Source organism: Oceanobacillus sp. MO10714A, from assembly GCF_037072045.1.
Taxonomy (GTDB): domain Bacteria; phylum Bacillota; class Bacilli; order Bacillales; family Amphibacillaceae; genus Oceanobacillus; species Oceanobacillus indicireducens.
Window position 1 is genome coordinate 1 of the sequence record NZ_JAXHDC010000030.1, and the last position, 23,769, is coordinate 23,769.

General features: G+C 38.1%; 24 protein-coding genes, 2 pseudogenes and 1 riboswitch. Of the genes and pseudogenes, 9 read left to right on the forward strand and 17 right to left on the reverse strand.

The features are described from left to right. The 8 genes and pseudogenes from SPD53_RS13715 to SPD53_RS13750 all read right to left on the reverse strand — a co-directional run. A partial coding sequence (locus tag SPD53_RS13715) for a nucleotidyltransferase family protein (RefSeq protein ID WP_336252912.1) occupies nt 1–562 on the reverse strand: 562 nt, incomplete at its 3' end. Between the two features lie 96 nt (nt 563–658). After that, nucleotides 659–1,165 (reverse strand): GNAT family N-acetyltransferase, encoded by a 507-nt coding sequence (locus tag SPD53_RS13720; protein ID WP_336252913.1) that lies wholly within the window; start codon nt 1,163–1,165, stop codon nt 659–661. A 156-nt stretch (nt 1,166–1,321) separates the two neighbouring features. Next, on the reverse strand, nt 1,322–2,254 hold the full coding sequence (locus SPD53_RS13725; RefSeq protein ID WP_336252932.1) for a nucleoside hydrolase: 933 nt from the start codon (nt 2,252–2,254) through the stop codon (nt 1,322–1,324). A gap of 144 nt (nt 2,255–2,398) precedes the next feature. Further along, the gene (locus tag SPD53_RS13730; protein ID WP_336252914.1) at nt 2,399–2,578 is read right to left on the reverse strand and encodes a hypothetical protein; all 180 of its coding nucleotides are present in this window, start codon (nt 2,576–2,578) and stop codon (nt 2,399–2,401) included. 130 nt (nt 2,579–2,708) lie between these two features. Beyond that, entirely contained in the window at nt 2,709–3,002 is a 294-nt protein-coding gene (locus tag SPD53_RS13735; protein WP_156856674.1) for a DNA-binding protein, read from the reverse strand. Between the two features lie 23 nt (nt 3,003–3,025). Next, on the reverse strand, nt 3,026–3,682 hold the full coding sequence (locus tag SPD53_RS13740) for a DUF2812 domain-containing protein (RefSeq protein WP_336252915.1): 657 nt from the start codon (nt 3,680–3,682) through the stop codon (nt 3,026–3,028). Nucleotides 3,683–3,742: 60 nt separating this feature from the next. Continuing rightward, complete coding sequence (locus SPD53_RS13745; protein ID WP_156856676.1) at nt 3,743–4,054, reverse strand: PadR family transcriptional regulator; 312 nt, start codon at nt 4,052–4,054, stop codon at nt 3,743–3,745. Nucleotides 4,055–4,321: 267 nt separating this feature from the next. After that, nucleotides 4,322–4,762, reverse strand: a pseudogene (locus tag SPD53_RS13750) (aldo/keto reductase); the annotation flags it as partial. 290 nt (nt 4,763–5,052) lie between these two features. On the opposite strand from SPD53_RS13750, the gene SPD53_RS13755 reads away from it, so the two are divergent. Continuing rightward, nucleotides 5,053–5,445 (forward strand): OsmC family protein, encoded by a 393-nt coding sequence (locus SPD53_RS13755; RefSeq protein ID WP_156857820.1) that lies wholly within the window; start codon nt 5,053–5,055, stop codon nt 5,443–5,445. Nucleotides 5,446–5,525: 80 nt separating this feature from the next. Here the strand turns inward: SPD53_RS13755 and SPD53_RS13760 are convergent, their stop codons facing one another. After that, nucleotides 5,526–6,152, reverse strand: a complete 627-nt coding sequence (locus SPD53_RS13760) for a metal-dependent hydrolase (protein WP_336252916.1) — start codon at nt 6,150–6,152, stop codon at nt 5,526–5,528. Nucleotides 6,153–6,452: 300 nt separating this feature from the next. Between SPD53_RS13760 and dacB the strand changes: the two genes are divergently transcribed. The 7 genes and pseudogenes from dacB to SPD53_RS13795 all read left to right on the forward strand — a co-directional run bounded on the left by dacB (nt 6,453) and on the right by SPD53_RS13795 (nt 12,780). After that, entirely contained in the window at nt 6,453–7,865 is a 1,413-nt protein-coding gene (gene dacB, locus SPD53_RS13765) for a D-alanyl-D-alanine carboxypeptidase/D-alanyl-D-alanine endopeptidase (protein ID WP_336252917.1), read from the forward strand. Between the two features lie 716 nt (nt 7,866–8,581). Beyond that, a complete protein-coding gene (locus SPD53_RS13770; protein WP_336252933.1) occupies nt 8,582–9,343 on the forward strand; it encodes a MerR family transcriptional regulator in 762 nt (253 codons plus the stop codon). A gap of 108 nt (nt 9,344–9,451) precedes the next feature. Next, nucleotides 9,452–9,596, forward strand: a riboswitch (FMN riboswitch). Between the two features lie 340 nt (nt 9,597–9,936). Beyond that, entirely contained in the window at nt 9,937–10,593 is a 657-nt protein-coding gene (ribE, locus tag SPD53_RS13775) for a riboflavin synthase (RefSeq protein WP_336252918.1), read from the forward strand. Between the two features lie 10 nt (nt 10,594–10,603). Next, nucleotides 10,604–11,221, forward strand: a pseudogene (gene ribB / locus SPD53_RS13780) (3,4-dihydroxy-2-butanone-4-phosphate synthase); the annotation flags it as partial. Nucleotides 11,222–11,458: 237 nt separating this feature from the next. Further along, nucleotides 11,459–11,926, forward strand: coding sequence for a 6,7-dimethyl-8-ribityllumazine synthase (ribH, locus tag SPD53_RS13785; RefSeq protein WP_336252919.1), 468 nt, complete (start codon nt 11,459–11,461; stop codon nt 11,924–11,926). A gap of 201 nt (nt 11,927–12,127) precedes the next feature. Next, a complete protein-coding gene (locus tag SPD53_RS13790) occupies nt 12,128–12,328 on the forward strand; it encodes a helix-turn-helix transcriptional regulator (protein WP_156857826.1) in 201 nt (66 codons plus the stop codon). Then, nucleotides 12,325–12,780 carry a DUF3278 domain-containing protein gene (locus tag SPD53_RS13795; RefSeq protein ID WP_156857827.1) on the forward strand — a complete coding sequence of 152 codons (456 nt, stop codon included), beginning with the start codon at nt 12,325–12,327 and terminating at the stop codon, nt 12,778–12,780. Before SPD53_RS13790 ends, SPD53_RS13795 begins: the two co-directional genes overlap by 4 nt. A gap of 213 nt (nt 12,781–12,993) precedes the next feature. Here the strand turns inward: SPD53_RS13795 and SPD53_RS13800 are convergent, their stop codons facing one another. The 8 genes from SPD53_RS13800 to SPD53_RS13835 form a co-directional block, all read right to left on the reverse strand. Next, nucleotides 12,994–13,242 (reverse strand): DnaA N-terminal domain-containing protein, encoded by a 249-nt coding sequence (locus SPD53_RS13800; RefSeq protein ID WP_336252920.1) that lies wholly within the window; start codon nt 13,240–13,242, stop codon nt 12,994–12,996. A gap of 113 nt (nt 13,243–13,355) precedes the next feature. Then, nucleotides 13,356–14,267, reverse strand: coding sequence for a glycine betaine ABC transporter substrate-binding protein (locus SPD53_RS13805; RefSeq protein ID WP_336252921.1), 912 nt, complete (start codon nt 14,265–14,267; stop codon nt 13,356–13,358). A gap of 202 nt (nt 14,268–14,469) precedes the next feature. Then, a complete protein-coding gene (locus SPD53_RS13810; protein WP_188856424.1) occupies nt 14,470–15,036 on the reverse strand; it encodes a sugar O-acetyltransferase in 567 nt (188 codons plus the stop codon). Between the two features lie 158 nt (nt 15,037–15,194). Continuing rightward, complete coding sequence (locus SPD53_RS13815) at nt 15,195–16,400, reverse strand: Bcr/CflA family efflux MFS transporter (protein WP_336252934.1); 1,206 nt, start codon at nt 16,398–16,400, stop codon at nt 15,195–15,197. 37 nt (nt 16,401–16,437) lie between these two features. Further along, nucleotides 16,438–16,662 (reverse strand): HAD hydrolase family protein, encoded by a 225-nt coding sequence (locus tag SPD53_RS13820; RefSeq protein WP_229782585.1) that lies wholly within the window; start codon nt 16,660–16,662, stop codon nt 16,438–16,440. Nucleotides 16,663–16,903: 241 nt separating this feature from the next. Beyond that, nucleotides 16,904–18,685: an ABC transporter substrate-binding protein gene (locus SPD53_RS13825; RefSeq protein ID WP_336252922.1), complete on the reverse strand. Its 1,782-nt coding sequence runs from the start codon at nt 18,683–18,685 to the stop codon at nt 16,904–16,906. A gap of 30 nt (nt 18,686–18,715) precedes the next feature. Beyond that, the gene (locus SPD53_RS13830) at nt 18,716–20,209 is read right to left on the reverse strand and encodes an ABC transporter permease (protein ID WP_442946274.1); all 1,494 of its coding nucleotides are present in this window, start codon (nt 20,207–20,209) and stop codon (nt 18,716–18,718) included. A gap of 4 nt (nt 20,210–20,213) precedes the next feature. Next, nucleotides 20,214–21,551 carry an ABC transporter permease gene (locus SPD53_RS13835; protein WP_336252923.1) on the reverse strand — a complete coding sequence of 446 codons (1,338 nt, stop codon included), beginning with the start codon at nt 21,549–21,551 and terminating at the stop codon, nt 20,214–20,216. Between the two features lie 216 nt (nt 21,552–21,767). Between SPD53_RS13835 and SPD53_RS13840 the strand changes: the two genes are divergently transcribed. Then, nucleotides 21,768–23,486 (forward strand): ABC transporter ATP-binding protein, encoded by a 1,719-nt coding sequence (locus SPD53_RS13840; protein ID WP_336252924.1) that lies wholly within the window; start codon nt 21,768–21,770, stop codon nt 23,484–23,486. The last annotated feature ends 283 nt before the right edge of the window (nt 23,487–23,769 follow it).

Genomic DNA, 23,769 nt, shown 5'->3' on the forward strand with positions numbered 1-23,769 from the left:
CAGCAGGATAAATTTTTAATTTCTGCCAGGTTACCTGCCAATTCTTTTTCATAACACGTTCTTCATAGATTTTTACCCGTTGCTTATCATTTTTAAAATGGGGTGTAGGTTTTACCTCTAAATGAACAACATCTGTAATATCCCATGGGGCAGTTAATACTAGATTACCATTCCCGTCTAATTTCACCCTAAGAGCTGTTGCTGTTTCTGGAAACTTAGAAATAGCATCAACAGATGATGTATATGGCGGCATTTTACTATGTATATGCATTCTTGCTTGGTTCTTCACAGACCAGGGTATATTTGGCATAAGACGTCTAAGCTTTTCCTCATATATCTTCTCTTCCATTTCCGTACTATTTAAAGGATCGAAATAAATTACATCAATATCTGATAAGGGTGTTCGATCATTAAAATGATGTAAGGTATCCCATATTTTTGAACGAATAAAGCCAGCACAAATCCACCAATCCGGAAGATTCAGTGAACTCGTTAAACGTAATAACTCCATCATCCATTGATCTTCCCTTATCAAGGATATAATATCTTTTTTATCTTTCATGATAAAACTCCCCTATATGTTCTTTTCGTTAAAACAAACCTCAAGAATCTCTAAAATGAACAACTTTAATTTATGCTGCCAAATAATTGAAATGAATTATAATTCCTTCCCCATTATCACATAAGCTTGTTTCGAGTTACCTGGAAAAAAAGGTTCTTTAATACCCTTCCAGCCCAATGACTTATATAATGTGCGAGCAGGATGATTATCAACTTGTGTTGTTAAAATAGCTGTCTTATTTTCAACTGCTTCGACTAGTTTTGTAGCTAACAATCTTGCAAACCCCCGGTTTCTATAAGATGGATGAATTGCTAATTCAACAAATTCAAAACAATCTTTTAGCCACCGTTGATATTCCAGAGCATTTAATTCCTCAGCCAGCAAATTATGATAGAATTGTGTAGGCAATGAGGTGTATCCATACGAAAAACCTATCATACTTCCTTCATTTGACAAAATAGCAAGTCCTCTAAAACCGCTATAGGAGCTATGTTTTTGAATCCGTTCTTCTATGGAATGGTCATTATCTTTCCAAATCTCTTCGTAAAGTGTTGCTGCCTGCTGAAATTGTTCGTCATTGGTTAATCCCATTATTTTTACCATCCGAATTCCCCCCGAAGTATATTCGAGCAATATACCGCATTAATTATGATTTAATATTAACATAATTCTTCCAACATAATTGCACAAAAAAAGACAATCAACAAATGATTGCTTCCGATCCTTCACGCATATTCTCTTTTTTAAACAAAACACAATTCACTCCGGCAACATTACCTTATTAAATTGCTCCACAAACGCTGCATAATCAAGACTCACTGCAATCCTTGTCTTTCCTCTTTTACTCGTCGGCCGGTAATCAATATACGACATCCCCTTTACTTCATCACAGCGAGCGACATGCACATCGTAATATATGTAATCACAGAGGGAGGGATGATTAATAATCATGACGGTGAGCAGATCGTGCACTGGTGCACCTTGAATACCTGGCATCAACTTTTGATAAAAATCATAGTAATATTCAAAAACAGGGACAATCAGCGCAGCATAATATTGTTTCTCATTCTTAGATACAGCTTGAACCATTTCTTCTGTAATAACGGCAAATTGTGTTGCATTTAAAGGCGTGATTGTTAAATTGTGTGCAGACTTGACGACAAAATCAGAAGAATTCGGATCGCCATAGAAGTTAGCTTCAGCGAGCGCTGTTGCGTTCCCCGGCATAAAAAATGCCCCACCCATTACATAATAGGAATGAACCAATTTTGCATGTTCCGGGAATAAAATAAATGTTGTAGCAAGTGCTGTTGATCGCCCTGTATCAACAAGAATAAGTTCATTTTTATATTTTTCTATGATAAGCCTGATTGTATCAAATGGATACGTTTGATATTGCAACGGATGTGGCGGCTGGATTGGACCAATTCCTTTTCCATGAATTTCGGGATAAAATGCTAAATAATCATCCTCCATCGGTTGGGAAACTCCAGGAATAATCGGGATATCCGTTCTCCCAGCAAGTTGCATTAGATAGGCTGCATTAGCCGTTGCTTGCTCTTTCGGTACATTCCCGTAACTTGTTACAATACCGACAATTTCAATCTCGGGATCCATCATCATATACATAATTGCAAACGAATCATCTATTCCAGGATCACAAAATAGCAGAATTTTTTTCGCGATAAAAATCCCCCCCTATATATATGTATATCCCGGAATTTACAAATCATGTTAGGAACAGTATGAAAATTGTAGCCACCCCTATCGTTGTAAAATCGACTACATCATTCATTACAAGTTTTTGTATCCACTAATTGAAAAGAACATTTTTTACTAATTATTTTTTAATTCCCGGCGAATAAATAATAAAGAAAGGAATAAGTAAAGCGATAAAATAAATGTAGCACCAACTACGGTCCAATTAATTTCCCCGTTTCGGAGTATACTCACAATCATAATTCCTGTCAGAACACCTGCAACCAACAATAAATAAGACTTCCATACATGAACCATTTTATCCCCTACCAATCCATTCTACTTCAATGCATTTGATTTACAACGTTTCCTCATTATCTTGTTCACGGTATAATTCTTCACCCTCATTTTTCTAATTAGTTCTTCTAGTGAATCTCTCCACTATTCATTAATAATCATGTGAAGAAAACCACTCCATCAATTTTTTGTATGGATAATAATTTGTTCCGTTTAATTCAATCTTAGGGGCATTAGGATACTTTCTCAATAATTCTTCAATCTCATTTTTGTCTAGATTGGAGTAATATTCCAACTCGCTTTCTTTGATAAAGAAATGATAATGATGACCTTTCTCGGGATGCCCCATATTTTGTAGGCCTTTCCCTATAAAATATCCCATAAGGCTTAACCCGACAGCTAACAAAACTAACCCGATTCCTAGACCTGATATTTCTATTTCCATTTGATTCCCTCCATTTTTTTCATTCAACTATTCGTGTATTCATGGTTTCTTCTAATTTTATGGTAAAGAGTCATAACAATCCAAACTACAGTTGGAAATGCGACCCCTCCGATCACCATGGATGTTAGAATTTTAATTGTAGTGCCCGTACCTCTAACAAATAACAAAATAATGATCGTTATTGTTAAAAATAGAAATGGTGCTATTTTAACTAGCTGAACCAAGTTTCTTTTACCTTCTACCCTCCACTTGTTACCGAACGATTTAAGCAGAGTCCATGCTGCTGGAATTACAAATACAGTTAGAATAACAGCTAGTACTAAAAATATGGAATGTAAAATACCGGAACTTAGCAATGCTCCGCCCCAACTAAGTGCTGTAAGTATAAATAGTGAAGCTGCAAATTTTACCATCGAGCCACTTAAATGTTCATACTTATCAATCGTTGTATCCGGATCCGTATATATCGGTTTTGTACCAGGACGAGCTCGGAATAAATGAATATCTGCTGAAGAGTTAAAAAAGAAATCAAAGTATTCATCTTGTTCGTCAGCATGTAATGAGCGATAGTCTATCGTGTAAATGTAATCTTTGTTTTCTCCTTTTTCGAGCGTATAGCCCATAAAGCTAAAATCACTGACATGCCAGCCTTTTAGAGAATATCGACGTAATTTATCCATATCTTCCTACTCAGAGAAAGCTAGTCCACCTGATGTAATATATTTTGTTTTACTCATTTTTCACTCTCCCTTTAATCCACTTTCTGCTAATTCAATCATTTGTTTTCTCACTTGCAAATCTTCTTCCAGTACCTTTCTTCCATATTCGGTAAGCTCGTATGTTTTGCGCCTTGAATCTTCTCCGTCATACAAATAAATCCACTCTTGTTTTAATAACCTTTTAATAATCGTATACATGGATGCTGGACCTATTGTAATTACCCCATTTGTAGTTTCTTCAATTAAATTCATAATAGCGTAACCGTGTCTCGGTTTCGTTAAAGCAGCCATAATGTAAAACATCGTATCCGTTAATTGCTCTGTTTTTTTCAAGCAATCATCTCCTATATCTATTCATGATATATCATAAAGTGATACTTATATCAGAATTTAATATATCATAATGTAATATAGATGTCTATAGGAAATTAAAAAAGACAATCTTCTTGAGCGATTGTCTCTTTGATATGTTAATTCTTTTTGACATGATTCCTATTGTAATATTGGACTGGCAAGCCTAATCACAACTCTTTCTCAAGAATTATTTTCGCTTCCCCTACTTTATCCGTATAAGTGCCAATCACATCAAACCCACTTTTAATCCTTCAATTCTTGCAACGCCCCGACTGCCTCAGCCTTTGGCGTATCCTCGTCTGGATAATGAATATACATTAAATCAATATAATCTGTTTTTAATCGTTTCAAGCTCTTTTCAACTTCTTGCTTTAAAAAGTCGGGATTGTTATTATTTATCATTCCATCTTCAGTAAAAACTGGTGAAATCTTCGTTGCCAGTACAAGTTCAGAACGTTTTCCCGTTTCTTCCACTACTTCACCAATTAATTCTTCTGAACGGCCTTTCCCGTATAGATAAGCCGTGTCGATAAAGTCAATACCATGATCAATTGCATAACGGACTGCATTTTTCCCTGCTTCTTCATCTAAGTTCGGAAAAAGATTATGACCACCAATTTTGTTTGTCCCCATACCAACCGGATTTACAACTAGATCTGTTCTGCCAATTTGTACTTTGTTTGTCATTTTAGCACTCCTTCTATGGTATTTATGAATTTTAAAAAAACAATACTTTTCTAAAAATTCATTAGGAACATTATAATGCATGCCTTTTCGTGGAGCAATGATTATGTTTCGTTGATTAGTTGGGAAATGCTGTTGGTTTAGGGTGATGCTAAGGTGGATCAGTGACCGAAGAGGAGATGATCTACCAAGAAAAAAGCTTTCATTTAAGGATGGGAATATATTTTCACTAAATTTTCATATTTCTATATTATAATTGACGTATGACTATATATTAAAGGTAGGGGATAAATTTGAAGTTTAAAATGAATGAACATGGATTTGAGTCAAACTTTGAATTTGGCGAGCTAAAAATTTCGGGTCAGAGTGAATATGGGTATCGGCCGTTTCAATTAATGATCTCCTCCATCGCGGGGTGCAGTGGAGGTGTATTAAGAAATATACTCAAGAAAATGCGCTTACCATATGAGGATATTACGATTGAAGCGGAAGTAACACGAAATGAAGAAATAGCAAATCGGATTGAAAAGATTCACTTGATTTACACGATAAAAGCAGAGGATATTTCTCAGAAAAAAGCTGAAAAAGCGATAGAGCTTACACGCAAAAACTGTGCAATGCTACAATCTGTAGCTGGCAGCATTCAAGTAACAGAAGAATTGCGGCTAAAATCTCCACATGACTAACATCTAAACATAGAAAAGTTGTTTCATATATTGCACCCCGAATCATCCGATATGGGGTGCAATAACTTACTATGTATCTGTTAAAAATCCTTCGATGATAATGGCAGAAACAACTTTATCCCCCGGTCATTGAACGGAAGAAATTTACTATCTGTAACCAAATGACTAATATATCCGGCAAGACATGTATAATGAACGCCTTGAATTGCTAATGATTCTTCCAGCTTCAATGTAATAAAACTAAAGAATATCACTCCAATTATCGAATGGGTATAACTTCGATGAGGAACAAAGGATGCGATGAGCATATAGATTCCAAAGAGAATCAACCAAATCTCCTGAAGTGAAGCACCTCCAGCAATGACTCCGACACTTGTTAGAGTCAGCATATGTTTTTGTTTTAATCGTGAAGAACTTGCCAGCATGGCAAGTCCTATCCCCATCCCGAGGTATTGCCGGTTATCTTCTCCTTCAAAAAAACTATAAATAATCATTAAGAGTCCAATAAATTGCGCGACGGACCGAACTAATTTATGGGACAATGTAATTTTCCCACGTAACTTCCCGTCAATGTCCAGGTCTGGAACTAAAGCAGATACGGTTCCTAAGCCGACTAACAGAAAAGTTACCGTTGGATCTGCTTGAACTATATTTGCTGCAGCGAAGCCTATTGCTCCGCCAACTGTTGCATGTGCTGTACCATTCATCTTGCTGCTCCTTTATCTGCGTTGTTATTTTTCTATGCATTCATTAATTTTACTACAGAACTCAAACTTTTTTTAGCCACTCTTCCCATCATTCATAATTTTTACTCCGGCCGGATATAATTCAATAATGGACATACTTCTTTTTACTCGTTCGATATTGAAATAGGATGTGGATACATGAAATCAAAACCCTTTCTTAAAACGATGCTGTTTTTTATCGTAATTCTAATTGTTGCAAGCCTCCCGTCAGTATTCCCGGAGGAACCCTTATTCTTAGAAGCATCTAAGGAGGAAAGTTCAATGACACGTACCGAAAGTAAACCATTGGAGGAAAAAATCAATGCCATTTTAGAAAATGAACAGCTTGAAGGAGCCGTCGTTGGAGTCACTGTGAAACATGCTGCAACTGGAGATCTCTTATTTTCCCATAATGGAAACATTCGTCTTCACCCGGCATCCAATATGAAATTACTTACTGGAGCTGCTGCCTTAGAAACACTTGGGGCTGATTACCGGTTCCAAACTGAAATTTTATCAGATGGAGAGCTGAAAGGGAACATATTACATGGTAATTTGTATATAAAAGGAAAAGGTGACCCGACATTATTAAAGTCTGATCTCGATCAATTTGCTAGGGAACTAAAAGCCCAAGGAATTGAAACCATTGATGGCGACCTTGTTGGCGATGATACGTGGTATGATAATATACGACTTTCCCAGGATTTAAACTGGTCGGATGAGCCGTTTCATACGGGCTCCCAAGTTTCTGCTCTAACCCTTTCACCTAATGAAGATTATGATGCGGGAACAGTGATTGTTGAGGTGATGTCTTCCAAAAATGCAGAAGGAAAAGCCCAAGTCAGGGTAATTCCCGAAACCGATTATGTCACAATTGTCAATCAGACAAAACTCGTGCAAGCAGGAGAGGCTCAAGAGATTTCCATTGAGCGGGAGCATGGGACGAATAACATAATCGTGGAAGGAACAATGCCTGTAGACGGAACAGTATCACGTTCTTGGGTCTCGGTGTGGGAACCAGCCGGGTATGTACTTACTGTATTCCGTGATGTTCTAGCTGAAGAGGGAATTCAATTTAACGATGAATCCCGTGATGTGACGGGAGCGACTCCCGAACAAGCCAAGATCATTACTAGTAAAAAATCCATTCCACTTTCCGAGTTACTCGTACCCTTTATGAAATTAAGTAACAATGGAATTGGGGAAACTTTAACGAAGGAAATGGGGAAGCAAATCCACGGGGCAGGGACTTGGGATAAAGGTCTTGAAGTAATGGAAGATGTCGTGACGGAACTTGGTGTGGAACGAGAATCCTTCCTCCTTCGTGATGGTTCGGGAATGTCACATAAGACACTGATTTCAGCAAATAATATCGCGCAAATTTTATATGAAATCCAGAATAAGAGCTGGTTTGACGCGTTTGAGGACTCCCTGCCTGTTGCTGGAGAAGAAGATAGACTTGTGGGTGGGACATTACGTAATCGTTTGACTACAGAACCCGCCAAAGGAAATGTAAAAGCAAAAACAGGCTTGATCACGGGAGTGTCTACATTATCTGGCTATGTGACGAGTCTAGACGGAGAAAAACTTATTTTTTCCATTCTGATTAATAATCATTTAGGTCCTAGTGAAGCGATGCAGGAAATTGAGAATGAAATTGTAACGATGCTAGCAGGACATGAATTTGTAGAATGATAGTTGGACGTGCGCTAATTTGCATGTCCTTTTCCTTTTTTAGATGCTTTATAATCGACCTAAACGTTAGGTATTGGATTCTTTTAGGTGGTTAGACCATCTTTTAATTGTACGAGCATGACGGAATTAATTAGGCACCTTCTATGTACATGAAATTAACGGAATCCAATTCGTTCAGGCAATTAGATGAATTCTAATTACACGAAATTAACGGAATCGGAATCGTTCACGCGATTAGGCGCCTTCTATGTATACGAAATTAACGAATTCGGAGTCGTTCACGCAATTAGGCGCCTTCTAAATACACGAAATTAACGGAACCGGAATCGTTCATCCGATTAGGCGCCTTCTAAATACACGAAATTAACGGAACCGGAGTCGTTCATCCGATTAGGCGCCTTCTATGTACACGAAATTAACGAATTCGGAGTCGTTCAGGCGAAGACACCTTTTTTTGCAAAGAATGCCATCTCAAGTAGTTTGGATTTCTACAGTACTCATTTATTTAAGGTTTTTTTAGTATTAAATCTATAGCAATTTCAGAATTACTCTCGATTTTCCAAACAAATTAGCCTTTCCCCCTTGCCCCCTCCGTTACGATACATGATAACTTATAATTAACAATAAAGCGGAACTCATTCAGTGGGGGATTACAGACCCTTAATATCTGATAAAATGGAGGGATTTTTTATGAATCATGAAGCACCTAGGTTTCAATCAGTGAATTCAGCAAACAGGCCAGAATAACCGTACGCACCTTACGTTTTTATGAAGAGTTAGGTTTACTCGTACCAACTGAAAGAAATGAATCAGGCCACAGACTTTACGGATTAAATGAACTTGCGAAGCTGCAACAAATTCAATCACTAAAGTTTTTGGGCTATCCATTACAAGAGATCAAAGATTTCATAAAAGATGAAATGGATTGTGCTGTGCAGCTCGAGAAATCATTACCTTTGCAGCATAAACTTTTAACCGAAAAGCGGGATGAATTAAATCAGGCAATCGAAGCTGTCGAGCGAGTACAAAACTTACTCAAGGCAGGAAAATCAATCAATTGGACAGTGTTAAGTTCTTTACTTTTTCAAATGGAACATGAGGAAGATCTGAAGGAATGGGCGAAAGAGTATCTCCCGGAATCGGTTGCTAAAGAATACTTTTCCCTGCCAAAAGAATACCAGCAACTACTGGACGTGGAAATGCTTGATTGGCTAGCTAAGTTAGAAAAATTGATGCAAGATAATGTCCCTGCAAATTCACCAGAAGCTTTTGAATTACTAATGGGACTAACCGAACTGGCAACAAGACATGTTGAGGATAAAGAAGCCTTTGCGATGGAACTGGAAAAGGCACAGGAGTTAATGGATCAGGAGACAATGGATTTTCAGTTCCCTACCATGCTTACCTCTGAACAAGAATCCTATTTAATGAAAATTGGCGAGGAAATGGAGGCATTGTATAAGGAAAATGAGGAATAAATGAATATCATAGAGTTAGGGATAAACGTATTTCCATTTCGCCAAATAGGTACATCCAGTTGCCACATTTTATTGAACATGATACTTTAATAGTAGTATAATATTTTCCAATAACTTCGGGGCAAGGTGAAACTCCTTACCGGCGGTGTTCAAGTGTTATGCTTGTAAGTCCGTGACCCGTACTCTTTAGGAGACGGTGGAGCTGGTGTAATTCCAGCACCGACAGTTACAGTCTGGATGGGAGAAGTTGTTGCGAAAATTTATGCGATGCCGATTCTAGTATTCTCTCTTTTAAAACAGAAAGGAGCTGCAGAGAGTAAATTAATATAGAGAAATAGCTTCAATCGCGCATTTTAATTGATACGGTTACAACAGAAGCCTTACTCCTAATGGCATATGCAAGAACAAACGGAATTCTTTTATGCATCCTCGCATATTTCCGTATTTCTTAAATGTATGCATGTTTATAAAAACCGTACTCCAATCAAACTCTTTCCTTACCACCCAAACGCCCCGCGGTGGAAAGAATTCAAATACATTATTTTACAAAAACAGAAGATTACACGTGATCTCTAGAAGGAGGTTTTATTTCATTGTTCACTGGAATTGTGGAAGAAATTGGAACAATCCAATCCATTAAACGAAATCCCAATTCATTACAATTTAAAATCGCATGTACGACAGTTCTGTCCGATGTGAATCTCGGGGACAGTATCTCGGTGAACGGTGTCTGTCTAACTGTCCATGAACATGGACCAGGCTTTTTCACGGCTGACGTTATGCCCGAAACGGTTAAAGCGACAACGCTCCATATGTTACAGATCGGGAGCCCTGTTAATTTAGAGCGGGCAATGGCAGCGAATGGTCGATTTGGCGGTCATTTTGTCAGTGGCCATGTCGATGGGACTGGAGAAATCATTTCTGTTCGCCGTCATGAAAATGCGAAATACATGGAAATCAAGACAGATCAACAATTGCTGAAATATTCTATTGATAAAGGATCTGTCACGGTCGATGGCACTTCACTAACGATATTTGAAATTACAGGTAATGGATTTGTCATTTCCCTAATCCCTGTCACGCAAGCAGACTCGATTATTGGCGAGAAACAGCTTGGTGATTTCGTGAATATCGAATGTGACATGCTCGCGAAGTATATGGAGAATTTACTTTCTAAAAGATCAGAACAACCAGCAACAAATGGAATTACGAAGGCAACCCTAGCTGAAAGTGGATTTTTAAATGGATGAGGTGAATAAATTGTACGCAACCGTAGAGCAAGCAATCGAGGAGTTAAAAGAAGGGAAAGCAATTATTGTAGTAGATGATGAGGACAGGGAAAATGAAGGCGATTTTCTCGCATTAGGAAAATTTGCAACACCAAAAATGATTAACTTTATGGCAAACGAAGGAAAAGGGTTGATTTGCGTTCCTATTGAAGAAGAAAAAGCAAAGCAGCTTTCCTTAACCCTAATGGCGCCGGAGAATACGGACCCTTACCGGACTGCATTCACCGTGTCGATTGACCATGTTTCAACACATACCGGGATCTCAGCTTTTGAGCGTTCAACAACAATCTTAAATATGTTGGATCCTGAAGCCAAAGCTAGTGATTTTAATAAACCTGGGCATATTTTTCCGCTGATTGCAAAGAGTGGCGGTGTTGTGGAACGACCTGGTCATACCGAAGCTGCAGTTGATCTAGCTAAGCTTGCTGGTGCAGAACCAGTTGGGGTAATTTGCGAGATTATGAGCCCAGATGGAACAATGGCGCGCGGTGCGGAACTGAAAAAAGTTGCAGAGCACTTTAATTTAGTTATTTTGACAATTAAGGATTTAGTAGAATACCGCAAATCGAGCAAGGTTCTTTTATCACGGTGAAATCGTTCGTAAAGCTCCGTCTCAAAATAGAGAGAGTAATCAAATCTATCTAGTCGGGGGATAACAGACACTAACACACTGATTCACGAAAGCGAATTCAGTGGGGGAGGAGCAGTCGACTAAAAACGCGATTCGTTTCGCAACGTCGACACTAACATGTTCTGTGCGTCGAAACTTCTACTGAATGAAGTTTCGTTTGATAATAAATAGGAAAAACATTGAAGGAGAAGAAAAATGAGTAATATTTTCGAAGGTCATTTAGTAGGAACCGATTTAAAAATCGGGATTGTCGTTGGAAGGTTTAATGATTTTATTACCGGTAAGCTACTCGCAGGAGCTGAAGATGCCTTACGCAGACACGGTGTAAATGAAGATGATATTGATGTTGCGTGGGTGCCAGGAGCTTTTGAAATTCCAATCGTCGCAAAAAAGTTAGCAACATCTAAAAAATATGATGCAGTTATTACACTTGGTACAGTAATCCGCGGCTCTACCCCACATTTTGATTATGTATGTAGTGAAGTTTCTAAAGGTGTGGCTGCGATTAATATGCAAGATGGTATTCCTGTTATTTTCGGTGTCATAACGACCGATACAATTGAAGAGGCCATTGAGCGGGCTGGAACGAAAGCCGGAAATAAAGGTTGGGATGCTGCAACAGCAGCTATTGAGATGGCGAATTTGATGAAGCAGATTTCATAACAGCTTGCATGAAGAACTCTCCAATTTTTGATTTGGAGGGTTCTTTAATTTTATAACGCGATTTATTGAATGTCAGCCCTCCCTGAATGTTGGTCTAATTCGTACATTTTTTATTTCACAGTTGACTTTACCCTCCTCTCTGATGTAAGATATAAATTACAAAAGAAATCTATATCTTACATTTCGTAAGTAGGGTGACAAATGAAAAACAACGTAAAAATTACTCGAATTAAAAATTCCATGACACAAGAGCAGCTAGCGCGCCAGGTTGGTGTCACCAGGCAAACAATTGGGCTCATTGAAAAAGGGGAATATAATCCTAGTCTCCAGCTCTGTATTAATTTAGCAAAGTCACTTAACAAAACATTGGACGAATTATTCTGGGAGGTCGATACGCAATGAAATCTTGGATATCCTTTCTATTACCGGATGATGAATATAAGGAAAAAAAGATGCTTTACTTTTTCACGGAAGGAGCAATTATCCTTTTTCTTTCCCTTATTGTAATGATGATCTGCAACAAGTTTTTTAATCTGGACACGGAAACTGTCTTATTGGCAGCCATTGCCATCTTCCTCTTTTATGTAACAGGAAGATATATACTAGCCGGGATGGAATATACAGATATTGCCACAAAACATGCGTACAAAAAAGAGTTAAGAGTGATATGCATTAGAACAATTGGATTTGTTATTATTTTTATGGCACTGTATTTGATTTTCATTAATATACCTTCGAGTCTCAACAATTGGGTTGAAATTTTAGGCTTATTGATAAGTGTCAGTGTAGTATCGTTTTTATCGAGTTATATTTCCTTAAAGCGTTCCTATAAGAAAAATAAGGAACTGTTATAATCCTACAAAAACGCACTTTCTTCAGTCTGTTAAGACGAAAAAAGTGCGTTTTAAAATCCCTTATTATTAACTCAAAATTAGAACGTTCCAAAAAACTTCATTTTTTCTCTAATTCACTTACTCTTCTTTCAAGGTTTTCAATTTTCTTTAGCAGGTCTGATACATCAATATACTTCGTTTGAGAATGTGCTTCAGTTGTAGAACTTGTCATCATCATTTTTCCCCAATAGTAAAGGAAGCCTTTAATCTTTCACCAGTTAGTACATACAATAGTTCCTCAACTTGCTCCTTATATCGATTCTCCAACCAATCCCTTTGAAACTCATTAGCTGTTTCTATCATTAAGAGATTGTCCTTCATTTCAACGGCTTTTGTATTCTTAAACCATGTATCATAGCTTGCCTTTTGAATTCTTTTTTGAATCCTTTCTAAAACCTCTGACCATAATTGTTCAACATCCATTATGTATTAACCTCCAAATCATTTAGGGTAGCAAAATAAGTCTTGAAAAAAGGCCAGATAGCTTATCTGACCTTCAACATCATTCACCAAAATCCAATAAGGTGACAAGCCCCTTATTTCGTCGGCAATTCTTCAATACTATCAATATCCATATACGCCGGGACGACAAATCCTTGCTGGGCACCTTCTAAATTTGGTCCGAGGTCAACAATGTCATCTTTATATTGTTCGGCATAAGTAGCAGCCCCTACTGGAAGCCAAGCGATAAGCATGCCATCGATTTCTCCCTCTGAAAGACTTTCGAATGCGATCCCCATATCAAGTGGAGTCAATTCGACCGTGTAACCTAATTCTTCAAGCATTAAAGCAACAACATTCGTTGATGATAGTTCCGTATCCCAATTCACATAGCCTAATTCAATAGTCTCTCCATCAACTGGCTCTATTCCTTCCGTCCAAACTTCGACTTTGTCCCGGTTATCTGCAATCCATTCTTCCGCTTCCTCGCGTGGCTCTACTTCATCGCTTTGACCAAACTTGGACATTACTTCATTCATGTCTTCTACTTCCCAGTAAAAGTTATCTAGGAGCTTGAAAGCTGCTGGCTGCTCCTCCTCAAGACCGTGTCTTACCATTGTATGAATATTTTCCGATTCACCTAAAGTACCTTGTGGATCCTCTAAGAATTTCAAATCATATTCACTGAACATCCAATGCGGCTCCCAAAGTGTAACAACAATCGGTTCTTCATTCGCAATTGCACCTTGAAGTTCCGTTAACATCGCTGGTTCTGAACTCGGCAGCAATTCTAGATCCAAATTGTACGCTTCTACCGTTTCCGCTGCTATATTCATTGTTCCAGAACCGGGATCAATCCCGACAATTTCTGTCAGTTCAGATGCATCGTTTTCCTCTTTTTCCCCGGAAGCAGAGTCACTATCATCAGATCCTCCCTGACAAGCTACTAATAAAAGTAAAGTAAGTATGCTTATAAAAATAATACTTTTCTTTCCTATCCATTTCATCGTTTCGGCAAGCCCTCTCTCTTTTTAGATTTATTTCATTTAACAAGGCGATAGTATACTAGATTATCGTTTACCGCAAAGTGCTTATATCGTGATTTTCCGCCATATTAATGAATCCGTAAAGTTCAGTGGGCTTATGGTCGAAAATCTTGCAAATCCCTTCTATATTTGAATTATTAGACATCATTTCTTTTACATCCGATTACCCATTTACCTCAATATGTTTAATAATTCTAGCTGGATTACCTCCGACTACAACATTATCTGGCACATCTCTCGTCACTACTGCTCCTGAAGCCACAACAACATTATGACCAATCGTTACACCCGGATTTACTATTGCACTACCACCAATCCAGACATTATTTCCAATCTTAATCGGTTTCGCATATTCTATACCCGAATTGCGTTTTACCGGATCAAGTGGGTGTGTCGCTGTATAAAGTTGCACACCCGGCCCGAGCATACAATGATCACCAATTCTCACTTCACATACATCCAAAATTGTACAATCAAAGTTCGCATAGAAATTTTCACCTACATGGGTGTTATATCCGTAGTCAAACCGTATATTCGGTTCCATATATATATTTTCCCCTGTAGAGCCAAGTAATTCCTTTAAAATTTCAACTCGTTTTTCCTCATCCGTTTCTAAAGTTTGATTATATTTTCTAACCCTTCGCCTTGCTTCCTTCCGCTCTTTTACTAACAATGGATCTTCAGGATTGTATATTTCTCCAGCTATCATTTTCTCTTTTTCTGTTTTCATTCGATCATTTCCTTTTTTGTATAGTCTCTGTTCCATTATTTCATTTCCACGATTTTTAAAAAATCGTGGACGTTTTTTCACATAAAAACATACATCAGTATCGGCGCGCTACTTCATATCTCATTTACAATTAATCTCCTGTTATTGAGCGCTAATTTTTATTCATCTGCCTTATCTTTTCTCGCAACTGTAAAAAATACTGTAAAACCAATCAGAGTCGTTGTAAACATAATCGTTCCCATTGGAACTGCCGACGCTTCATTAATACCCGCAAGCGGGGAACAAAGAGATCCGAGAAGTAACGGCAGCATACCAAGAACAGCGCTCGCACTTCCCGCACGATGTCCTTGTTTCGCCATCCCTAATGTGAATGTACTTGTCGTAATCATTCCCATTGTAATCATATAAACAAAAATCAAAATGACAATGGCAGCTAAAGGACCTTCAATAATCGTCATGACGAGCAATAATGATGTTGCAGAAAGCGCAACGATGACTGCAGTCTGGAGCATCTTTTTCACGGGAATAATCCCGCTAAAGCGTCCGATAAGAAAGCTCCCCGTAATGATTGCCAATCCATTGATTCCAAATAGCACACTAAATACTTGTGGAGAGACCCCATAAATTCCCTGGTAGACAAATGGAGTCCCCGACACATAAGCAAAACTCCCACCATGGATAAATCCAACAACTAAAGCATAACCGATAAACGAGCGATCCGTAAATAAACTCCCCATCGTTTTTAACGAGGCACCTACTGAGCTTGGGATTCGATTTTCAGGCGGCAAGGTTTCTCTAAGGTTGAAAGCCACAATTACAACCATGATAAGGCCAATTAAAGCTAAAGAATAAAAAATACTCTTCCAATTTGTTGACTCAAACGATAAAATAAAGCCGCCAATCATTGGAGCCATCATCGGAGCAACAGCGTTTATCACCATTAGCAATGAAAAGAACTTTGTAAGCTCTGGGCCACTGAATACATCGCGCACAACGGCACGCGAAAGAACAACACCCGCTGAAGCAGTGAGCCCTTGTATAAATCGAGCACTAATCAATATTATTATATTCGGCGCGAGCGCACAGAGAAGCGAAGCGAAAGCAAACAGCGCTGTAGCAATTAGTAAAGGCTTCCGTCTCCCTTGGGCATCACTAATCGGGCCAACAACTAATTGACCGACAGCAAGCCCTAATAAACATGCAGTTAAACTTGCTTGTACAAGCGAAGCACTTGTATTGAAATCCGCAGCAATCCCAGGAAAACTCGGCAAATACATATCAATGTTAAGCGGTCCTAAAAACGCTAGCATTCCTAGCAGCAAAGCTAAGCCCAACCGGGTTGCGCCGGTCGGGTTATGTTGTATCGTTAATTCTTTTTGTAAATTCATTTACTCATTCCTTTTAGCAAATACTATTAAATGGTCCTTCCTTTGCAAAGTATTGATCGATTATCTTTAACACCCCATTTTGATTATTCGCTGGGGCAATATAATCGGCGAGCTGCTTCACATCTTCACTTCCATTTTCCATACCAAATTCATATGTAACATGTTTTAGCATCTCAATGTCTTTTTTAAACATATACAAAATAAGCGGAATAATCGTACCAGTAAGTATCCCAATCATAAGTCCAGCTATTAACATCCTGATAATATGCACAGCAAAGACAGTTCTTTAGATGTTAAACACTTAGAACTGTCTTTGTTTACTCAAACTTTTCACGTATTAACGGTCTGTAATACCCCTCCTCTAAACATGAGGGAAAACCAATATGTGAAGGCCGGGGATAAACAGTCCGTAAATCCCTGATTCTGTTCAACTAACATTCAGTGGGGGGTAAGGATGCCCCACTGAATGAAGTTTCACTTTATTGTAATAATTCTTTGACTTTATCACTATCAGCTTCTAGTTTCAATCCAGTATCAACTAATGGACTAATAGTAGAAACTGCAGGCATTTTATTACCATGGTAATACTCAATTATATCGTCTTGATTAATAGAATAAAGTACAGCTTGGCGTAATTCTGTATTTGTAGCTATTTCACGGTCTTTGTCTTCCATATTGAAAGCAAGATAGGTAACGCCATTACTTTCATTTTGCTGAAGTGTTAATTTAGCATCCTCTTCAACAATATCGTATTTGTTTTCCGGAACACCGTTTAAGATATGAATTTCCCCATTCCGCAGCGCCGATAGAGCACTATCAGAGTCTTCTATAAATCTTACAATAACTTCTGATATGTTAGGCTCATAATCCGTACCAGGCATATACCCCGGATTTTCCACAAAATGGGCTTCATAATCATTTTTATAGGTCATTATATAAGGCCCGCTTGCATAGAGGGTATTCTCTTGATCACTGTCTTCTAGAACAGTAGATTGATCACCGTAAGCAATATGTGTATTCACATCATAATCTTCTACTTCATACGTATTGATCTTTTCAACTTGCTCTTTAGAGACAATTCCGCCAGATTGATGAGCGAGATAATTAAGAACTTGCGGGAAAGGATTCGTTGTTGTTACTTTCACAACTTGATAAACTCCCGATGAGTTATCAACTTCAGTTTTATCCGACGTTAATGCTTCAATCTCTTGATCGATTCCGTCTTCTAATGCTTCTCGGATCGTTCTACCATCAGCTGTATCGCCATCAAGCTCACTTAAATCACTGACAATCGAAATCTCTTCCATATTTTCATGAAGGCTGTATGTCCGATGGTCTGGAACTGAATTTGGGTTTTTTGCACGTTCTAGCGAGAATACAACATCTTCAGCCCCAACAAGTTCCCCTGTATTTACAGCTGTGCCGTCTTCTACTGCAGCAAATTCAATATCGTCACGCAATAAGAAATAATACTCCTCATTTCCCTCTGCAATTGTATGGTTTAAAGACAATGAACCGTCTGAAACAATTTCATCATCATCAGTTAAATTAACAAGACGCACGTACAGATTCGTATTTAATGTATTGATAGAACCATCGTTTCCTTTAATAGGATCCAATGACGTCAGCGTTCCAATTGCTTGTTGTAAAATCAGAGGCTCTGTATCCCGCTTAGAAGTATCTGTAAAATCTATGGCCTCCCAAACTGCTGCCCTTGATTTTGGCAGGCGCACAGAAGACTCATCAATTATTTCGTGATTTACCCCTTGTGCTTTGTAAGATGTGTAAAGCGGTACGATATACGCCTGGTCAAATACAATATGCTGCTCTAATTCTTTATATGTTTCCACATATTCGTCTGCTAACTCTGTACTTGCTTGATTGATCAACTCATCTGCCCGTTCATCCGCAAACAAGCTGTTATCTCCTTCTGAAGTAAATAACGAGCGTACCGCATAATCCGGATTGCCAGTTACTGTCGTCCAGCTGTTTAATGCTAAATCATAATTTCCTGCTTCTTTCTGCGTTGTAAAGCTACCGTAATCTGGTTGTATATTCAGCTTAACATTGAATCCATTTTTCGTCAGCTGATCACGCAGAATATTTAAATCATCCTCATTTGAACCCATTCCTAAAATTTCAACCGTATTATCCCCTGAATCTATTTCTCCGCTTCCACCCTCATTTACATCTGACTCCGTATTTAGGCAACCCGTTAAAATGAGCAAAAAAGCGCCTAACAAGACATATAATCTTTTCAATGTATTAACCCCCCAAATTTAGTAAATATATTAATCTAGCTTTGGATCTAATGCATCCCTTAACCCATCACCTAAAAAGTTAAAGGACAAGACGAGTAAAATTATCGCGATACCCGGAAAAATAGCTAAATAGGGATTTGTCTCCAGATACATGCTTCCTACTTTTAATATATTCCCCCACTCTGGAATATGCGGTTCAACCCCTAAGCCGAGGAAGCTCAAACTACTTGTCGCAATCACTGCAGTTCCAATCGTTAAAGATGCCTTCACAATCATAGGAGCAAAAGAATTAGGAACGACCTGCTTAAAAATAATCTTCCACTCTGATTCTCCTAATGCCTTAGATGCCTCTACAAATTCCAGGTTGGAAACCGATAGCACATTAGCACGCATTGTTCTGGCATAGGTCGGAATCGATCCCACACTTAACGCAATGATTAAATTAGTCGTGCTTGAACCAAATGCTGCAATAATCGCAATAGCAAGCAGAATACCTGGAACTGCATAAATTACATCCAAAATACGCATTAGTACATTGTCGAGTGTATTTTTATAATATCCGGCCAGGGCTCCTAGGAATCCGCCAATAACTAACGGAATAATCGTCGTTATGACTCCTACGGTTAATGAAATTCTAGCCCCATAGATAATTCTTGAGAATACATCCCTGCCAAAGTCATCTGTTCCAAATGGATAGGCTAAACTTGGCTCCATTAGCATGGATGCGTAGTTATTTTCCGTGGCAAATCTGTCTACAAATGTTCCATAACTTATTACTGAAATGGAAAATGTAAAAATAACAAACAATAATCCAAGCATGGCTGTGAAGTTTTTAGTAATACTTAACCAGAATTTATTCCACCTATCAATTTTTGAATCATCTCTAATCACTGTTTTTAATAGAATGCTATAACCTAAAACAAAACCAAACAAATTTCCTGTAAACCCGGCTAATAATATCACACCACCTAACCATTTTAATTTCGAATAACCACCTTGAATCAAATCAATTTTCCCAAAAATGATTACTGTAATTAAAGAAAATATAATGAAGAGCGCCAAAATACTCATCGATGGCAAAAATGTATTAGATACATAAGGTTTAAAAATATTGAATAGTGACACAGTAAATATTAAAATGTTCGTCAAGAGCATATAATATGCCAATGTATATTCAATAGATTCTTCCTTTCTTAGCACTCTAAAAGCAAATGCAGTGATAAAAACATTTCCAACTGTTATCCCCAGCAACTGAAGGGTACTCAGAACCCTCGTCCTTTTTTGAATTTCGCCTTTGTCCCGCAAATCTTTCTTTAACAATTGAATAAGTACACCTTGCAAGACTGTTCCAATTAAATAGGCAAGTGTAACAATACTCCAAGACACACTCCCTTCCTGATAATCATACGCATTAAAGAAGAAAACGATTGTCAATGCTAGAGAGAGAACAAAGGCAAAATGAGCATGCTTGTATTCTTGTGAGTTTTTAAGTATAAAAGTTTTTGGCAATGTCACTTTTTCCACCTCGTTACGTTTTCTTCATTTCCGAACGGATTCTTGGATCCAGGAAAGCATATAAAATATCAACAACTAAATTCACGATCGATATAACAATCGCAATATAGACGACTCCTCCAAGAACAGAAGGAATGTCCGGGATGAATTGTTTATCCACAATATAACTACCTAACCCACTAATATTGAAGACCTTCTCTGTGACTGCCGCCCCCCCAAGCATCCCACCAAACTGAAGACCGATAATTGTTATGATCGGAATCATCGCATTTCGAAGAGCGTGGTTCATAAAAATACTTCTCGGCAATAGTCCCTTTGACTTTGCTGTCACAATATAGTCCTCACTAATGACCTCTAAAATAGATGAACGAGTCATCCGCGCAACGGAAGCAGTCAATCCTGTACCAAGTACAATAACTGGCATGATAATCGAAGCCATATCACCTGGATAATAGGTTGCAGGTAGTATATTCCACTTTATAGCAAACGTTAAGATGAAAATAAGTCCTTGCCAAAAGTTTGGAATCGATAAACCTATCAAGGCAATAAACATAAAGCTATAATCCCAAAATGAATTCCGTTTGGCTGCAGATATTATTCCAACCGGTAAAGCTATAATGACTGACATTAATAGTGACCATGTTGCAATAGTTAGCGTGATCGGAAAACGATCACTAATGGTTTTTATGACATTTTCATTTCCGGTATAAGAACTGCCCAAATCAAATGTAAGAATTCCTTTTATTGCATCCCACAGTTGCACAATGTATGGTTGATCCAATCCGTATTGTTGATTAAAAGCCTCACGTTGTTCCATTGTTGCTGCTTCTCCCAATATGTTCGCGGCCGGATCCGTTGGTGAAAAGTGTAAGATGGTAAACACAAAAATAATCACAGAAATAATTACAAAAAGGGTTTGTACGAGTCGTTCCGCAATGTATCGAATCATTGGTCTCGGATAAACCAATAACAATAAATACATTAAAATTCCCGGGATGAAAGTAACTATAACGAAAAGTGGTTTTTCAAGACATTTTCCAAAAAAGGTAGCGTAATTTTCTCTCGTTAGATTTTCAGTAGCTAATTCTTTTTCCGCCATCTCTTGGATCCGTTCATTTGCCAAATTAGCCGCTTCATCGTCCATTTCTTTTTCATTCACCGGGCGATGGAAAAATTGTTGTTTATTTTTATATTGTTGTTTATAACGTTCCAACAAACTAAGATATGTAGAAGATTCTTTCTTTATGTTAATTTTCTTTTGCAGGGCTTGTTCATACTCCTTATTTCTTGCCCCTGTCAAATAAGCAATCCCGGTAAATATATGAATAAGCAAACCTGACAAAAATAGCAAACTACTAAAGAAAGTACTTTCACTCAAATTGCGGTAAGTTACAGCAATGCCGTTCTCTTTAAGTTTAGGCAGTCAAATCACCCTCTTTGCATTAATCTTGATTATCCCTAGAGATTTAGTATACTATTCAATAGCATAAAATGTAATCTACAAGAAGTCAATATATTAAGACTACATAATTTCAATTATAATTATTTAAAAATGAGGGTAATCATAATGGAGAAAATTTTACAGGTAGATGATTTACACGTTTCCTTTATAACCCAAAATAAAGTAACGGAGGCTGTTAAAGGAATAACATTTGATGTACATAAGGGAGAGACTCTAGGAATCGTTGGAGAATCAGGGTCTGGTAAAAGTGTTACTGCCCGTTCAATTATGAAGCTATTGCCATCTCCTCCTTCTCTAATGACCGCTGGTAATATTCAATTTTTCGATAAGCCAATTTCCGAGTATACAGTTCAGCAGATGGACACCATTAGAGGAAATGATATTAGCATGATTTACCAAGACCCAATGACTTCCTTGAACCCAACGATAAGGATTGGAAAACAGATTGATGAAACCCTTCGGAAGCACCAAAAACTTTCATCTGCTGAAGCAAAGAAAAGAACGATTGATATGCTGAAAATGGTTGGCATTACCAATGCAGAGGAACGCTACAATCAATATCCTCATGAATTTTCCGGCGGGATGAGACAACGTGTCATGATAGCAATGGCACTCTCTTGTCAGCCAAAGTTACTAATCGCTGACGAACCGACAACAGCACTTGATGTGACAATTCAAGCGCAGATTTTACGATTAATGAAAAGAATGCAACAGCAATTTGACACTTCTATTATATTGATTACACATGACCTTGGGGTTGTCGCTGGAATGTGTGACAGGGTCATCGTTATGAAAGATGGAGAAGTTGTGGAGCAAAATACGATTGAGAAAGTATTTTCCGCTCCGAAGCATCCATATACGAAAAAGCTTTTAAATGCATTACCACAAATTAATGCTAAAAAAGAACCTAAAGGACATATTACGTTACCTAAAGATATCCAGCCCGATCAACCACTAATCGAAGTGCAGGATTTAACACAAGAATTTCCCATGGGAGCAGGTCGCTCAATAAAAGCGGTTGATTCTATTAGCTTTTCGATTCATCCCGGTGAAACACTAGGTTTGGTAGGAGAATCCGGTTCAGGTAAATCGACTACAGGTAGACTTTTATTACAATTACAAAAAGGGATTGGCGGCGATATTTTATACAGGGGCATGTCACTTAATCGGATGAACACGAAAGAAATGAAACAGCTTCGAAAGGAAATTCAGATTATTTTTCAGGATCCATATGCGTCTCTCAATCCAAGAATGAAGATATTGGATATTATCGGTCAACCAATGGATATCCATAAATTATATAACACAAAAAAAGAACGGAGAGAACGTGTGGAGGAATTATTACAGCTCGTAGGGTTACAAAAGGAACATGCGATGCGTTATCCACATGAGTTCTCCGGCGGACAGCGACAAAGAATCGGGATTGCCCGTGCACTGGCAGTTGAGCCCAAATTCATTGTATGTGATGAACCCTTATCTGCGCTTGATGTATCGATCCAAGCTCAAATTGTCAGCTTGCTGAAGGATTTACAGAAAAAATTCGGACTTACTTATGTATTTATCGCCCACGACTTGTCAGTTGTTAAACATATAAGTGACCGAATAGCAGTCATGAATGCTGGAAAAATTATCGAACTTGCCGAGAGTGAGGAGTTATACAGTAATCCTATCCATCCATATACGAAATCTCTTTTAGACGCTGTCCCTGTTCCGAATCCTGCAATCGAATCGGTTAGATTGAACAGAAATATTGAACGACGCAATTTCCATATTAAGGGGGGTGTTTTAAAAGAAGTATCGGACGGACATTGGGTATTACAATAATATAAGAAAGCGGATGGTCAGAAGAAACCATTCTGCTTTCTTTTTTATTATGATGTTTATCACGCATTAACGGTCTATAATACCCCCACCTCTAAACAGGAGGGAAGCCCAACATGTGAAGGTGGGGGATAGATAGTCCGTAAATCCCTGATTCTGTTCAACTAACATTCAGTGGCGGAGGTAAGGAAACCCCCACTGAATGAAGTTTCACTTTATCAACTTGGAATTCATACTGGAAAGCAAGAAAAAAGAGTCAAGAAAAATTAATTCCTTAACCCTATTT

Bases quoted from the DNA above. Each gene is read 5' to 3' on its own strand.
- SPD53_RS13720 (WP_336252913.1), bottom strand. From the start codon at position 1,165: ATGGTAAAAATAATGGGATTAACCAATGACGAACAATTTCAGCAGGCA.
- SPD53_RS13730 (WP_336252914.1), bottom strand. From the start codon at position 2,578: ATGGTTCATGTATGGAAGTCTTATTTATTGTTGGTTGCAGGTGTTCTG.
- SPD53_RS13735 (WP_156856674.1), bottom strand. From the start codon at position 3,002: ATGGAAATAGAAATATCAGGTCTAGGAATCGGGTTAGTTTTGTTAGCT.
- SPD53_RS13740 (WP_336252915.1), bottom strand. From the start codon at position 3,682: ATGGATAAATTACGTCGATATTCTCTAAAAGGCTGGCATGTCAGTGAT.
- SPD53_RS13760 (WP_336252916.1), bottom strand. From the start codon at position 6,152: ATGAATGGTACAGCACATGCAACAGTTGGCGGAGCAATAGGCTTCGCT.
- dacB (WP_336252917.1), top strand. From the start codon at position 6,453: ATGACACGTACCGAAAGTAAACCATTGGAGGAAAAAATCAATGCCATT.
- ribH (WP_336252919.1), top strand. From the start codon at position 11,459: ATGAGTAATATTTTCGAAGGTCATTTAGTAGGAACCGATTTAAAAATC.
- SPD53_RS13790 (WP_156857826.1), top strand. From the start codon at position 12,128: ATGAAAAACAACGTAAAAATTACTCGAATTAAAAATTCCATGACACAA.
- SPD53_RS13795 (WP_156857827.1), top strand. From the start codon at position 12,325: ATGAAATCTTGGATATCCTTTCTATTACCGGATGATGAATATAAGGAA.
- SPD53_RS13800 (WP_336252920.1), bottom strand. From the start codon at position 13,242: ATGGATGTTGAACAATTATGGTCAGAGGTTTTAGAAAGGATTCAAAAA.
- SPD53_RS13805 (WP_336252921.1), bottom strand. From the start codon at position 14,267: ATGAAATGGATAGGAAAGAAAAGTATTATTTTTATAAGCATACTTACT.
- SPD53_RS13810 (WP_188856424.1), bottom strand. From the start codon at position 15,036: ATGAAAACAGAAAAAGAGAAAATGATAGCTGGAGAAATATACAATCCT.
- SPD53_RS13820 (WP_229782585.1), bottom strand. From the start codon at position 16,662: ATGATTGGGATACTTACTGGTACGATTATTCCGCTTATTTTGTATATG.
- SPD53_RS13840 (WP_336252924.1), top strand. From the start codon at position 21,768: ATGGAGAAAATTTTACAGGTAGATGATTTACACGTTTCCTTTATAACC.